Below are 13526 nucleotides of genomic sequence, written 5' to 3'. Positions count from 1 at the left end.
AGGATAAAAGATGATGAGCCTGCGCGCCCTGCTTCTGTGGTTACTTCTGGCCCTTTCGCCCGCCAGCTTCGCGGCCAACTCGCTGATGATCTGGCCGATCGATCCCGCCATCAACCCACAGGAAAAAGCCAGCGAACTGTGGCTGGAGAATCGCGGTAACGCCACCACCATCATGCAGGTGCGCATCTTCAACTGGCAGCAGATTGACGGCCAGGAACAGTATCAAACGCAGCAGCAGGTGGTCGCCAGCCCGCCGATGGTGCGGCTGGAGCCGGGGCAGAAGCAGCTGGTGCGCCTGATTCGTCAGAGCGCGCCGCCCGCCGGCGTGGAGCAAGCCTATCGTGTGGTGCTGGATGAGATCCCGACGCCGCGCTCGCCGGGCGAGAATCAGGCCGGGCTGACGTTTCAGATGCGCTACTCGGTGCCACTGTTTGTCTATGGCGATGGCCTGACGCGCGACAGCGCCAAAGCCGATCTCAGCTGGCGTCAGGTCAGCCGCGACGGCAAACGCTGGCTGGAGCTGACCAATCGCGGCAACGGCCACGCGCGCCTGAGCAACGTCACCGTCGGCGGTCGCGCGCTCGGCAACGGCCTGTTTGGCTATGTGCTGGCTAACAGCAGCCACCGCTGGCCGCTGAACAGCCCGGTGAGCGGTGAACTCGCGGCCGAGGTGAATAAAACTCACTGGCGCAGCGCTGCCGCGCGCTGATGAAGCTGACGCCGCCTCCCTGCGCGCTGGCGGTGACCAGCGTGCTGTGCTTTTCCCCGCTGAGCAGCGCAGAGACTTTCTCTGAGCTGCCACCGCCGCCTGCCGTCAGCCACAGCGCCAGCGGCCAGCAATACATGCTGGAACTGGTGGTGAACCAGCGCGAACGGGGCGAGATTGTGCCGGTCGAGCGGCGCGACGGTGAGTTCTGGCTGCGCAGCGGCGATCTGCAGCGCGCCGGCATTCCGGCGGCGAAGCTGGCTGGCGAACAGGTCGCTCCCGGTCAGTTGGGTGAGGTTAAAGTGGAATACGATGAACGCCGCCAGCGCCTGCTGCTGACGGTACCGCCCGCCTGGCTGCCAGAGCAGACGCTCGGTCAGCCGCAAAATGGCCCGCGCTATCCCGGCCAGGCCAGCAACGGCGCGCTGCTCAACTACGACCTCTACGCTACGCGAACCGACAACGCCGGTTCGCGCCTCTCCAGCTGGAACGAGCTGCGCCTGTTCGGCCCGGCCGGCCAGTTCTCCAGCAACGGTGTCTATATTCAGCAGCTTGCGGGTGACACCCGCGGCCAGCAGCAGGGTTACATTCGCTACGACACCTGGTACAGCAACGAGAACGAGAACGCCGCGCTGAGCTGGCGCGCTGGCGATTTAATTACGGATGCGCTGGGCTGGAGCAACAGCGTGCGCCTTGGCGGCGTGCAGATCGCGCGTGACTTCAGCGTGCGGCCGGATCTGGTTACCTACCCGCTGCCGGCCTTTAGCGGCCAGGCGGCGGTGCCGTCGTCAGTCGATCTGTTTATCAATGGTTACCGCAGCGCGCAGGCCAACGTGCAGCCGGGGCCGTGGTCGCTGACCAATGTGCCGTTCGTGAACGGGGCGGGCGATGCGGTGATCACCACCACCGACGCGGTCGGCCGTCAGGTGACGACAACGCTGCCGTTCTACGTCTCCAGCAGCCTGCTGAAAACCGGCCTGTCTGATTACGCCTTCTCCGCCGGGGCGATTCGCGAGAACTACGGCATCAAAAACTTTGATTACGGCGCGGCGGCGGCCAGCGGATCCTATCGCTACGGCCTGCGCGACTGGCTGACGCTCGAATCGCACGCCGAAGGCAGCAGCGACGTGGCGATGGGCGGTGCCGGCGCGCTGGTGAAGCTGGGCAGCCTGGGCGTCATCAACGCCGCGCTGGCGCAGAGCCAGCTGGACGGCAGGCCCGGCACCCAGTACAGCTGGGGTTACCAGTACAACAACAGCTGGTTCAGCCTCGGCACCCAGCACACGCTGCGCAGCGCGGATTTCGGCAACCTGGCGCTGGTCGGCAGCCGCGGCGACAGCGCCAATACCAGCTATTCGCTCGCCAGACGCAGTGCGCAGTACACCGCCAGCCTGTCGCTCAGCCAGTACGGCAGCCTCGGTCTGGCGTATCTGGACATCGCCGGCGGCAGCGGCGATCGCACCCGCCTGTGGAATTTATCGTGGAGTAAAAACCTGTGGGGCAACAGCAGCCTGTACATCTCCGCCAGCCGCGACCAGCAACAGGGCGACTGGAGCGGCGCGATTTCGCTGGTGATTCCGTTTGGCGAACAGAGCAGCGCATCGATCAGCGTCGAGCGCGATCAGCAGGGACAAAGCAATCAGCGCCTGTACGTGTCGCGCGCCATGCCGAGCGACGGCGGTTTTGCTTACGATGCGTCATGGGCGCATCAGGGCGGCGACAGCGGCGATTATCGTCAGGGCAGCCTGCGCTATCGCAACAACAAGATTGATACTTCCGCCGGCTTTTACGGCGATGATGACAACACCACGCAGTGGGCCGATTTCACCGGCTCGCTGGTGCTGATGGACAACCATGTGTTCGCCGCCAACAACATCAACGATGCCTTTGTGGTGGTGAAAACCCGCTATCCGGACGTGACGGTGCGCTACGAGAACCAGGCGATGGGCCGCACCGATGACGCCGGCTATTTGCTGGTGCCGTCCATCAGCAGCTATTACGGCGCGAAGTACGATATCGATACCCTCGATCTGCCGGCTGACATGACCGCGCCCAAAGTGGAGCAGCGCTTCGCGGTGAAGCGCAAAAGTGGCTATCTGCTGAATTTCCCGGTGGAGCGCCTGCGCGCCGCCAGCGTGATCCTGCACGACAGCGACGGCCAGCCGCTGCCGGTCTCCAGCCAGGTGTTGCGCCGCGATCGCGCCACCGAATATGTCGGCTGGGACGGCCTCGTGTGGATGGAAGATCTCAGCGCCAGCAACCCGATGCGCGTGGTGACGCCGGACGGACGCCAGTGCGAGACCACGCTGGCTATTGCTGAGGGGCAGCCTAAAGCGCTGCAGACTTACGGTCCACTCACCTGCCCGCTGCCGCCTGCCGCGCCCGGTACGGCAGTGAATGCCGCCAACAACTCACAGTCAGGGATCTCGCCATGAGGAAATTTCTGTTCTTACTGCTGTGGCTGCTGCCGGCCAGCAGCTACGCGCTCTGTTCGCTTTCGGCCCCCAGCGCCAGCTTTGGCACGCAAACCACGTTTTACGTGCAGTCGACGGCAGTCAATACCTCCAGTAACACCAACGTTAACTGCGGCACCGGCACGCTCAACCTGCTGGGCAGCGATTACGTCGCCTATGCGTTTACCACCGCCAACTACCTGAGCGGCACGCGCGCCACTATGAAGGCGTCTGCCAGCGGCACCGATAACGTGCCGATTCAGCTGTGCATCGACAGCGCCTGTGCCACCGAACTGCGCCAGGGCGGCAGCTATCGCTGGAACTCTTCCGCGCTGCTGGCGCTCGGCAACAGCCTCAATTTTGTCATTCCACTCTATTTCCGCACCGTGCCTGGCCAGGTGATTGCCGCCGGCAGTTACACCACCACCATCACGCTGACGGTGAGCTATAACGTGTGCGCCGGGTTGAACGTAGCGGGCGCGTGCGTCGGCACGGTGCAGAGCAGCAGCGGGACGGCGATGCCGATCACCGTGAATATGGTGATCACCAACGACTGCACCACCATTACGGCGCCGAACGTCAGCTTCGGCAGTGCCCCGCTGGTCGGTAGTTTTTCTACCGTGCAGCAGACAATTAACGTGGTGTGTTCAAAGGGCAGCACGTATACGGTAGGACTGAGTAATGGCAGCTATTACAGCGGCACCACGCGCCAGATGGCGAGCGGCACCAACCGGCTGGCGTACGATATTTATAAAGGCACCACCACCACCAATCGCTGGGGCCCGAGCGGCAGCGACCGCTGGAGCAGCGCGACCTCGACATCGCTCAACGCGGATACCGTGACGCGCAACTTTACCTATACGGCGCAGATTCTGACTACGCAGAATACGCCCGCAGCGGGCAATTACAGCGATAGCGTGGTGGTGGATGTGGCGTTTTAGCGGGCGGGTAAGGAGTGGCTGATTCCCTCATCCCCCGCCTTCTCCCGCCAGCGGGAGAAGGGGCCGATCGCGCGGGTGTTGAGGTGAAGCGCAGGTTGGTGAAACCGCACTGAACGGTTCCCTCTCCCGCATGCGGGAGAGGGTTAGGGTGAGGGCCAGCGCGCAGAGCAGGAGCTGGCTGGCACCCTCATCCCCCGCCTTCTCCCGCCAGCGGGAGAAGGGGCTGATCGCGCGGGTGTTGAGGTGAAGCATAGGTCTGCAAACCAGCACCGAGCGGTTCCCTCTCCCGCGTGCGGGAGAGGGTTAGGGTGAGGGCCAGTGAGAGAAACGCAGGGTGAGTCCAGCGCGCGCACTCTAACTACAGCGACGCGCCCACTACTGTTGCGCTGTGCCGTGCCTGGTACTGTTTAACCATGCGGCCGATCAGCAGCGTGCCCACCAGACCGCACACCGCGGCAAACGACAGCCAGACGCCCGGCATCGCTTTATCGCCTGTAGCATGAATCAGATAGCTCGAAATCGCCGGCGTAAAACCACCAAACAGCGCGGTCGCCAGGCTGTAGGCCAGCGAAAAGCCCGAAGCACGCACTTCAGCGGGCATGATCTCCGCCAGATACACCACCATCGCGCCGTTATAGCTGGCGTACAGGAACGATAACCACAGCTCCGCTTCCACCAGGTGCGCAAAGGTCGGCGATCCCACCAGTCCGTGCAGCACCGGCCAGGTCGTCAGGATCATCAACACGGTAAAGGTAATCAGCAGCGGCCGCCGCCCGATGCGGTCCGACAGCGCGCCCATCACCGGCAGCCAGAACAGGTTGGAGATGCCAACAAACAGCGTCACGAGGAAGCTCTGTTTGTCACTCATCATCAGCACGGTTTTACCAAAGGTCGGGGTAAACGCGGTGATCATGTAGAACATCACCGTGGTGGTGACCACCATCAGCATGCCGGCCAGCACCAGCGCCCAGTTTTGTCCCACGGAACGCACAATCTGGCCCATCGACGGGTGTGATTTGCGCTGACTGAAGGCTTCGGTCTCTTCCAGCATGCGGCGAATCCAGAACAGGAACGGCACAATCAGACAGCCGACCACAAACGGAATACGCCAGCCCCACTCGGTCACCGCGTCCTTCGCCAGCAGATGATTAAGCCCCAGCCCCAGCAGCGCGGCAAAGATTACCGCTACCTGCTGGCTGCCCGACTGCCAGCTGACGTAAAAACCTTTGCGGCCTTTGGGTGCCACCTCAGACAGATAAACCGAGACGCCGCCCAGTTCCACGCCCGCCGAGAAGCCCTGCAGCAGGCGACCCAGCAGAATCAGAATCGGTGCCGCCGCGCCCAGCGTGGCGTAGCCTGGCACCAGCGCGATAGTCAGCGTACCGAGCGCCATCAGGCCGAGCGTCAGCAGCAGCCCTTTGCGCCGGCCGTGATGGTCAATGTAGGCCCCCAGTATAATCGCCCCGAGCGGACGCATCAGGAAGCCGGCGCCAAAGGTCATCAGCGTCAGCATCAGCGAAGCAAACGGATCGTCGCCCGGGAAAAAGGTTTTTGCAATGGCGGTGGCGTAGTAGCCAAACACCATAAAATCGTACATCTCAAGAAAGTTACCGCTGGTAACGCTAAAGATGGTTTTGGCACCGCCCTGCGATGACTTTTGTAAAGTGTGACTTGAGCTCATATCGTCCTTCCTGGTTTTTCTCCTGTTTTAGCCTGCTAGCGCGTGAATAGATGTGATCCTGTTCACCATTGCACTTTACAAAAGTACAAACAAAGGTAACAAAGAGTTAACAAGACCGGTCCGATCAGCTTATGAGGAAAGTTAATAATTCTGGGCTTTTGCGCTGGCTGGCGCGGGACAGACTATCGACCTTTCCGGTGACATAACTTCAGCACCATCAGGCCTAAGCAAGCCATGTCATGAGCTTTATCCTGCTCTTTTTAATGCCTTTTTCATTAGCAGAACTTATTAAGATCAGTCTTAGAAACGAGACGATTCTGGTACATGGCGCTATCCCCTCCCCCGTTAAGCTGGGCAGGCAACGGTAATCACGCCGTTGATGATTTTGGTGGAGAATACTTATGCTAACACCTCTCAGCTTTGACCCCTTTTCATCCATTAATACCTTGCGAGTGGGCACACCTTATCCGCTACTGAGCGGCAGCCTGCCGGCGCAGGCCGGTGAAGTCATTGAATTCATTATCAACGATCACCGCTACAGCACGCCGATTGCCGCCGACGGCAGCTGGTCATTTCAGCCGCCGTTCTCGCTGAGCGAAGGCAGCCACGACATGGTGGCGCGCATCGGCAACAGCGGTGAACCGCATCCGTTCTCTGTCGATGTTGCGCTCTCGGTGCCGGACAAACCGGCGATCACCGCGCTGTTTGACGACGTCGGCAGCGAAACCGGCCCGGTCGGGCGCGGACACACCATTGATGACACCACACCCAAAGTGCAGGGCTATGCGCTGCCGGGCAGCATGGTGCGGCTGTACGATCACGGCAGGCTGATTGGCAGCACCGTGGCCAGTAAAAGCGGCGAATGGTCGCTGGAGCCGCTGCTGGGTGCGGGCGGGCATCAGCTAACCGTCACCGCCACCGACGAGTTTGGTCGCGTCAGCGAACCCTCTGACCACTTCGACGTCTCCGTGGTTGAGAGCGGACCGGTGCCGCCGACTATCAGCTACGCCATTGACGATGTCGGCACCGTGCAGGGGCAGCTCGCCAGCGGTTCCACAACCGACGACTTCTCGCCGCTGATCGTGGGCCGCGCGGAGCCGAACAGTATCGTTTATCTGTTCGCACAGAACGATCACGGCGGAATCGGCTATAAAGGCAGCGTTAAAACCGATGCCAACGGCGACTGGGTGATTCAGTCGCGCGCGATGATCAGCGGTGACGGCATCTACACCTTCTATGCTTCTTACGAGAACAGCAAAGACGACTACCGCCCGGATTTCAGCCTTAATATGTCGGCGCTGGAAAATCTGCGTCCGGCTATCGACTGTGCGCGTGACGATACCGGTGCCCATACCGGCCAGGTGTACCATCGCGGCACCACCGACGATAAAACGCCGGTGCTGGAAGGTCGCGGTGCGCCGGGCAGCATCGTCGAGATTGAGTACAACCTGAGTAACAGCGGCTGGCACAGCGCGGGCAGCGTGATAGTCGATGCGCAGGGCAATTGGCAGTTCGCCGGCTTCGAACTGACCTACTTTGGCGAATGGGGTTTCCGCTCGCGCGGCGTGGTCGATGGCAAAGCCAGCGCGTGGAGCGATAAATTCGAGCTGCTGGTGATCCCCGGCGCGCCGCTGGAACCGACCATCGACTACGCCTGGGACAACGCGGGCCCGCTGCAGGGGCCGGTTTATCAGCACGACTCAACCGATGACACCACGCCAACGCTGCACGGCAGCGGCACGCCGGGTCAGGTGATTGAGATCGAGTATGGCGTGCAGGGCGAAGGTCTGCGCCACGCCGGCAGCGTGCTGGTCGATGCCGACGGCAAGTGGAGCTTTACCTCGCCGTATCTGCATCAGCCTGGCGTGTGGGAATATCAGGCGCGCGCCTCAACCGGCGAGATGAAGAGCAACTGGAGCAGCAAATTCGTGCTCGACGTCAGCCCGGACGCCGCGTTCGATCAGCAGGCGCAGGATGAAGCCCAGCCGGATGCGCTGACGCTGCACCAGCTGCTGAGCGAAGGCGGCAAGGGCCTGTTCATTGAGGATGACAGCACCCAGCTGCTGGTGAACGGCAAGCCGGGTGACAGCGTGCAGCTGCAGGATATTCTGCCGGCAGGTGAAGCGGTCGACGGCTGGACGCAACAGACCGGCACGCTGACCATCGCCGGTACGCAATATCACGTCTGGAGCCACGGCGACGCCGAACTGTTGGTGCAGGACGGCGTGCAACTGCAACTGGTATAACCCCCTGATGCCGTGCGCGCAGCACGGCATCATCCTGCCCTCTTTCCCCGGTTTTTCACCTGCTCGGACTTTTCTCCCTTCGGGACAGGTCTCATACAGCGTTTTACGTCATCTATTACAAAATGCGCCCTCTATAACAAGGCGCGGCGGCCCTCGCTGCAATAAACCGACGACCAACACAGGAATATTTTCCATGGAACTGTTCAATTACGAAGAGGTGAAATACCTCGAGCGCGACACCAACACTCCCACGTTTTTTGGCTATGCAACTTCTGAAATTGGTAAGGGCGGTACCATGCTTATTACCGTCGGCAAAGAGACCTTTACGGTTGATATCAATCCCGCCGACGGCTACTGGAGCTGGACGCCATCCACGCCGCTGGATGATGGCTACTACAACATGTCTTTCCAGTCGGTTGATAAGGCTGGCAACGTTAGTACACCAAGCCTGCGTACGCTGATTGTTGATACCACACCACCGGCAGCGCCGACGCTGCTGAACATGTATGACGATCAGGGCGATATCACCGGCAGTTTTGATTCAGGCAGAATGACCGACGACCGCCGTCCGACCCTGACCGGCATCGCCGAGAAAGGCGTGATTGTTTATCTGAAGGAAGGCGATACGGTTATCGGCAGCGCGAAGGCGGATGAAAATACCGGGATGTGGACGCTGGAACCAAACGTGGATCTGGCGGATGGCCGCCACAACCTGAAGCTGGTGGCGGCGGAAACCTTCGCGGATAAGGTGCGTGAGGGTGAAAAGTCTGATGTGTTCAGCATAACTATTGGTAAAGATGAATTGCCACCCACCAATCCAGGTGAATCGGTTGAAATCACTCATGCACTGGATAACGTCGGGAGCGTGACCGGTTCACTGAAAAGTGGCGGACTGACTGACGATACTATGCCGGAACTGCATGGCAGCGCGCCAGAAGGCAGTACGGTGCGCATCCAGTACCGCAATGCACGGGGCGAGTGGGTCGACGGCGGCAACGCAGTGATGGACGGCACCCACTGGAGCTGGACGCCAAATCCGGCGCTGGGTGCCGGTAACTGGGAGTTCCGCGCCAACGCGGGCAGCGGCTGGAGTGACGAATTTGCGCTGGATATTAATCTCTCCGCGTCAGCGCAGACAGAAATTACCCATGCCTGGGACGATTTTGGTTTATTCACCGGAATGCTTGGCAATGGGGCCATCACGGATGACCAGACGTTAGATCTGCATGGCCGCGCGGAGTCGAACAGCGTCGTTTACATTCACAATCGTAATACGCTGGGCACCTGGCAGTTACTGGGCAGCGTTATCGCGGGTGCAGATGGCCGCTGGCAATATGAAGCGCCTCGTCTCATCTCCGGCAAATATGAATTTCAGGCGGACTCCTCAGCCACGCGCGATAGCAGCGGCAAACCGTTTGAACTGACCATTGCGGCATCAGGCAGCATCGTTCCGGAAATTCATTCAGCCTGGGACGATGCCGGTCTTTATCATGGCGTGATTAAAAATGGCGGTTTCACCGACGATACCACCCCCACCCTGTCAGGAAAGGCTGAAGCTAACAGCATCGTTATTATTGAATTTACGGATAAGAATGTGACGCATACCGCGTCGGTCCAGGCCGATTACAAAGGAAACTGGTCTTATGCGCCAGGTCAGCTAGAGATCGGAACCTGGAAGTTTTCATCCAAAACTCAGGGAGGTAGTGGAAAGAGTGGTGATTTCATTATCAATATTGAAAGCAGAGAATATAATACTTCCGGATGTAACTTTGAATATATCCCAGCTTACTTGAATGAATATCTTCCCACCAGAGTCGGTTCAACGGGTAAATCTTTCACCAAGAACAAAACCTATGAATTCGATAATGGATTTACCTTTTCACATACCGGCGGTGCTTACTTCGAAAGCTATTCACTTCTAGACGGCATTTCATTGGCCATAGGGTCCAATGGTAAGAGCGAATTCACCATTCCACCATCAAAAACATTTTCTTTTGATTATGTCGCTGGATTTTCCGGCCAATCCATGACTCTTTCTTTCTATGATCCGGAAGGCCGTCAAATCGACTTGCAGACAATATACTCAAAGAATGAAAAAAGAATACGATATCACGAGGAATTTTCATTTGAAGATAAACTCATAAGCAAGGTAGTAATCGAGCTGACCGGAATAAGCAATTATTTGTTTGATAATTTCCAATGGAATAGTGAAGTGGCTACAGTTGATAATATTGATAACAACATATCCTCATCGTACGATTTAAATACTAAAGACATTCTCAAAGATTTCTCCCTGGAAGATATCCTATCCAAAGGCCAGAAGGATCTCTTCATCGACGACGGCAAAACCCAGCTGATGGTCAACGGCAATCAGGGCTACACCGTACGTCTGGAAGATATCCTGCCTGAAGGCAGCGAGCAGAAGGGATGGACCGAGCAAACCGGCACCGTGACCATCGCCGGGAACCAGTATCACGTGTTCAGCCACGGCGACGCGGAACTGCTGGTACAGGACGGCGTAACGGTGAATCTGGTTTAACCGCGGTTCGGCACCGCATCCTGACATGGCGGCCTGCTCCGGCCGCCGCAATAAAAAAGGTCGTCATAATTGACGACCTTACAGATAAGCTGGCTGGGTTTACGCCGGTGAAACTATTTCTTCACCGTCTCCATGCCCATCAAACCAATCTTCAGATAACCCGCTTCACGCAGCTGATCCATCACCGACATCAGCGTTTCATAATCCACTGACTTATCCGCCTGGAAGAAGATGGTGGTCTCTTTGTTGCCTTCGGTTTGCGCGGTGAGCGCGTTCACCAGCGTCTCTTTGGTCACCGCATCGTTACCGATGTAAATCTGCTTATCCGCTTTGATCGACAGATAAACCGGCTTCTCCGGACGCGGCTGCGGCGCGCTGGTCGAGGCAGGCAGATTGACGCGCACATCCACCGTGGCGAGCGGCGCGGCGACCATGAAGATGATCAGCAGCACCAGCATGACGTCGATAAACGGCGTCACGTTGATTTCGTGCATTTCGCCATCGCCGACCGCATCATCGTTTAAACGCATCGCCATAATACTTACCCTACGCGCAGTTTCTGGGCCGCCGCCGGACGGTTAACTTCTTTTGCGGTATCGACATTGCCGAGGTCCAGATCGCGGCTCTGCAGCAGCAGCAACTGCGCCGCCACGTCGCCGAGCGAAGCTTTGTAGCTGGCAATCATGCGGGCAAAGACGTTATAGATCACCACCGCCGGAATTGCCGCCACCAGGCCAATCGCCGTCGCCAGCAGCGCTTCCGCGATGCCCGGTGCCACCACCGCGAGGTTGGTGGTCTGGGTTTTAGCGATACCGATAAAGCTGTTCATGATGCCCCACACGGTGCCGAACAGACCGATAAACGGCGCGACGGAACCGATGGTGGCGAGGAAGCCGTTACCGCGACCGGCGTGGCGGCTGAAACCCGCGACGCGACGCTCAAGGCGGAAGCTGGTGCGCTCTTTGATGCCGTCGAGGTCTTCGCTGCCGGCGGAGAGTTCCAGTTCGTTACGCGTGTCGGCGAGCAGCACGGCACTGTGGCTGTTGGCTTTGAAGTTTTCGGCAGCGCGATACGCGTCATTCAGTGAGCGCGCTTCGCCCAGCGCCAGCTGTTCACGCTTCAGGCGACGTTTCGCCCCGCTCAGCTCCGCGTATTTGCCAAAGAAAATCGCCCAGGTAACGACCGAGGCCAGCAACAGGCCGATCATCACAATTTTTACCACGATATCGGCATGCTGATACATGCCCCAAACGGAAAGGTCCGTTTGCATCAAGTCACTGGCTACCACGCTGCGTCTCCGACTTCTGTTGCACCGTTCACGATTGAAGCGCGGATCATAGCAAAAAAACCGACCGAAGTGATAGTGGTTCTCATTACTATTTACAAAGCTGTAACCCGCTGAATTGATACGGCGCAATGTTTAGCGCGATAAATCACGCCGCTACGGTTGGGTGCGGTTTACGAAATAGAGCAGCATGCACGGTTGCGCGATGAATCGCGCCGCTACGGTTGGGTGCGGGTTGCGGAATGGTGCAACTGGCGCGGACGAACATCCCGCACGGGTCGTAGCGGCGCAATTTATTGCGCTTTGCTTTTCCGCCGCGTAATAAAAGCCACAACCAGCCTCTTTCCGCGATTGTGCTGGCGTCACTCTGATATTCGGCAAACGGGCTCAACCCCGCGCCGCGATTCGTGGTAAGTTGGATGCTTTGTGAGACGTGTCAGGAAAGGCAGTGATGGCAACGAAAAAAATTGATACCCGGCTTGTCACCGCGGGACGCAGCAAACGTTACACTCAGGGCTCGGTTAACAGCGTCATTCAGCGCGCATCCTCACTGGTTTTTGACTCCGTCGCGGACAAACAACGCGCCACCGCCGGACGCGCCAGCGGTGAACTGTTTTATGGCCGGCGCGGCACCCTCACCCATTTTTCCTTCCAGGATGCGATGACCGAACTGGAAGGCGGCGCCGGCTGCGTGCTCTATCCGTGCGGTGCGGCCGCGGTCGCCAATGCCATCCTCGCGTTTGTCACCAGCGGCGATCACATTCTGGTCAGCGGCGCGGTGTACGAACCCACCCAGGATTTCTGCACCAAAATTCTCGCGAAGCTTGACGTCACCACCACCTGGTTCGATCACTGCATCGGCAGTGAAATCGGCGAGCTGGTGCAGCCGAATACCCGCGTGGTGTTCCTCGAATCACCGGCTTCCATCACCATGGAAGTGCAGGATATTCCGGCGATTGTCGCGGCGGTGCGCGCCAAAGCACCAGACGCGGTGATCATGATTGATAATACCTGGGCGGCGGGCGTGCTGTTTAACGCGCTGGAGCATGGTATCGACATTTCTATCCAGGCCGGCACTAAATACATCATCGGCCACAGCGATGCGATGATCGGCACTGCGGTGGCCAACGAACGCTGCTGGGCGCAGCTGCGCGAAAACTCCTACCTGATGGGCCAGATGGTGGATGCAGACACCGCGTACATGGCCAGCCGCGGCCTGCGCACGCTGGCTACGCGTCTGCGTCAGCACGAAGAGAGCGGCCTGCGCGTGGCCGAGTGGCTGGCGGCGCAGCCGGAAGTGGCGCGCGTCAACCATCCGGCGCTGGCGCAGTGCAAAGGCCACGAGTTCTGGCGGCGCGACTTCAGCGGCAGCAGCGGGCTGTTCTCATTCATCCTGCATGAAAAACTCACCCCGGCGCAGCTGGCAAATTATCTCGATCGCTTCCACCATTTCAGTATGGCCTACTCGTGGGGCGGCTTTGAATCGCTGATTCTGGCGAACCAGCCGGAAGAGCTGGCGGCAATTCGTCCGGCGGGCGGCGTGGATTTTGACGGCACGCTGGTGCGTCTGCATATCGGTCTCGAGCACGTTGACGATCTGCTGGATGACCTGAAAGCCGGCTTTGCCCGCCTGAATGCGTAAAAAGATAAACCAAACTTAAACCATCCGGTGCGG

General features: G+C 59.0%; 9 protein-coding genes. 6 read left to right on the top strand and 3 right to left on the bottom strand.

From position 1 onward, the window contains the following. Positions 1 to 10: 10 nt before the first annotated feature. Genes K7H94_RS02720 through K7H94_RS02710 form a run of 3 tightly spaced genes read left to right on the top strand, consistent with a single transcriptional unit; the run spans position 11 to position 4100 of the window. The gene (locus K7H94_RS02720) at positions 11 to 709 is read left to right on the top strand and encodes a fimbrial biogenesis chaperone (RefSeq protein ID WP_420874719.1); all 699 of its coding nucleotides are present in this window, start codon (positions 11 to 13) and stop codon (positions 707 to 709) included. Further along, positions 709 to 3141 carry a fimbria/pilus outer membrane usher protein gene (locus K7H94_RS02715; protein WP_222951599.1) on the top strand — a complete coding sequence of 811 codons (2433 nt, stop codon included), beginning with the start codon at positions 709 to 711 and terminating at the stop codon, positions 3139 to 3141. The genes K7H94_RS02720 and K7H94_RS02715 overlap by 1 nt, the downstream gene beginning before the upstream one ends. Beyond that, entirely contained in the window at positions 3138 to 4100 is a 963-nt protein-coding gene (locus tag K7H94_RS02710; RefSeq protein WP_141496425.1) for a Csu type fimbrial protein, read from the top strand. The genes K7H94_RS02715 and K7H94_RS02710 overlap by 4 nt, the downstream gene beginning before the upstream one ends. Before the next feature lie 358 nt (positions 4101 to 4458). Here the strand turns inward: K7H94_RS02710 and tcuC are convergent, their stop codons facing one another. Beyond that, positions 4459 to 5781, bottom strand: a complete 1323-nt coding sequence (gene tcuC / locus K7H94_RS02705) for an MFS transporter (RefSeq protein WP_215800631.1) — start codon at positions 5779 to 5781, stop codon at positions 4459 to 4461. A gap of 401 nt (positions 5782 to 6182) precedes the next feature. On the opposite strand from tcuC, the gene K7H94_RS02700 reads away from it, so the two are divergent. Continuing rightward, positions 6183 to 8027, top strand: coding sequence for an Ig-like domain-containing protein (locus K7H94_RS02700; protein ID WP_245001389.1), 1845 nt, complete (start codon positions 6183 to 6185; stop codon positions 8025 to 8027). A gap of 193 nt (positions 8028 to 8220) precedes the next feature. Then, on the top strand, positions 8221 to 10566 hold the full coding sequence (locus K7H94_RS02695; protein ID WP_222951598.1) for an Ig-like domain-containing protein: 2346 nt from the start codon (positions 8221 to 8223) through the stop codon (positions 10564 to 10566). A 113-nt stretch (positions 10567 to 10679) separates the two neighbouring features. On the opposite strand, the gene exbD is transcribed toward K7H94_RS02695, so the two are convergent. Together exbD and exbB are read right to left on the bottom strand one after the other, a co-directional pair. Further along, the gene (gene exbD, locus K7H94_RS02690; protein ID WP_021509588.1) at positions 10680 to 11102 is read right to left on the bottom strand and encodes a TonB system transport protein ExbD; all 423 of its coding nucleotides are present in this window, start codon (positions 11100 to 11102) and stop codon (positions 10680 to 10682) included. 5 nt (positions 11103 to 11107) lie between these two features. Then, positions 11108 to 11836 carry a tol-pal system-associated acyl-CoA thioesterase gene (gene exbB / locus K7H94_RS02685; protein ID WP_222951597.1) on the bottom strand — a complete coding sequence of 243 codons (729 nt, stop codon included), beginning with the start codon at positions 11834 to 11836 and terminating at the stop codon, positions 11108 to 11110. 466 nt (positions 11837 to 12302) lie between these two features. Here exbB and metC point away from each other — a divergent pair, with 466 nt between their 5' ends. Then, complete coding sequence (metC, locus tag K7H94_RS02680) at positions 12303 to 13493, top strand: cystathionine beta-lyase (protein ID WP_222951596.1); 1191 nt, start codon at positions 12303 to 12305, stop codon at positions 13491 to 13493. The last annotated feature ends 33 nt before the right edge of the window (positions 13494 to 13526 follow it).

It is taken from the genome of Pantoea dispersa (assembly GCF_019890955.1).
GTDB lineage: Bacteria > Pseudomonadota > Gammaproteobacteria > Enterobacterales > Enterobacteriaceae > Pantoea > Pantoea dispersa.
The sequence above is the reverse complement of the archived record's forward strand: the minus strand, read 5'-3'. Positions and strand labels throughout refer to the sequence as shown.

Excerpts from the sequence above, each read along its gene's own strand:
- K7H94_RS02710 (WP_141496425.1), top strand. The coding sequence starts at position 3,138 with ATGAGGAAATTTCTGTTCTTACTGCTGTGGCTGCTGCCGGCCAGCAGC.
- K7H94_RS02695 (WP_222951598.1), top strand. The coding sequence starts at position 8,221 with ATGGAACTGTTCAATTACGAAGAGGTGAAATACCTCGAGCGCGACACC.
- exbD (WP_021509588.1), bottom strand. The coding sequence starts at position 11,102 with ATGGCGATGCGTTTAAACGATGATGCGGTCGGCGATGGCGAAATGCAC.
- tcuC (WP_215800631.1), bottom strand. The coding sequence starts at position 5,781 with ATGAGCTCAAGTCACACTTTACAAAAGTCATCGCAGGGCGGTGCCAAA.
- metC (WP_222951596.1), top strand. The coding sequence starts at position 12,303 with ATGGCAACGAAAAAAATTGATACCCGGCTTGTCACCGCGGGACGCAGC.
- K7H94_RS02700 (WP_245001389.1), top strand. The coding sequence starts at position 6,183 with ATGCTAACACCTCTCAGCTTTGACCCCTTTTCATCCATTAATACCTTG.
- exbB (WP_222951597.1), bottom strand. The coding sequence starts at position 11,836 with ATGCAAACGGACCTTTCCGTTTGGGGCATGTATCAGCATGCCGATATC.
- K7H94_RS02715 (WP_222951599.1), top strand. The coding sequence starts at position 709 with ATGAAGCTGACGCCGCCTCCCTGCGCGCTGGCGGTGACCAGCGTGCTG.
- K7H94_RS02720 (WP_420874719.1), top strand. The coding sequence starts at position 11 with ATGATGAGCCTGCGCGCCCTGCTTCTGTGGTTACTTCTGGCCCTTTCG.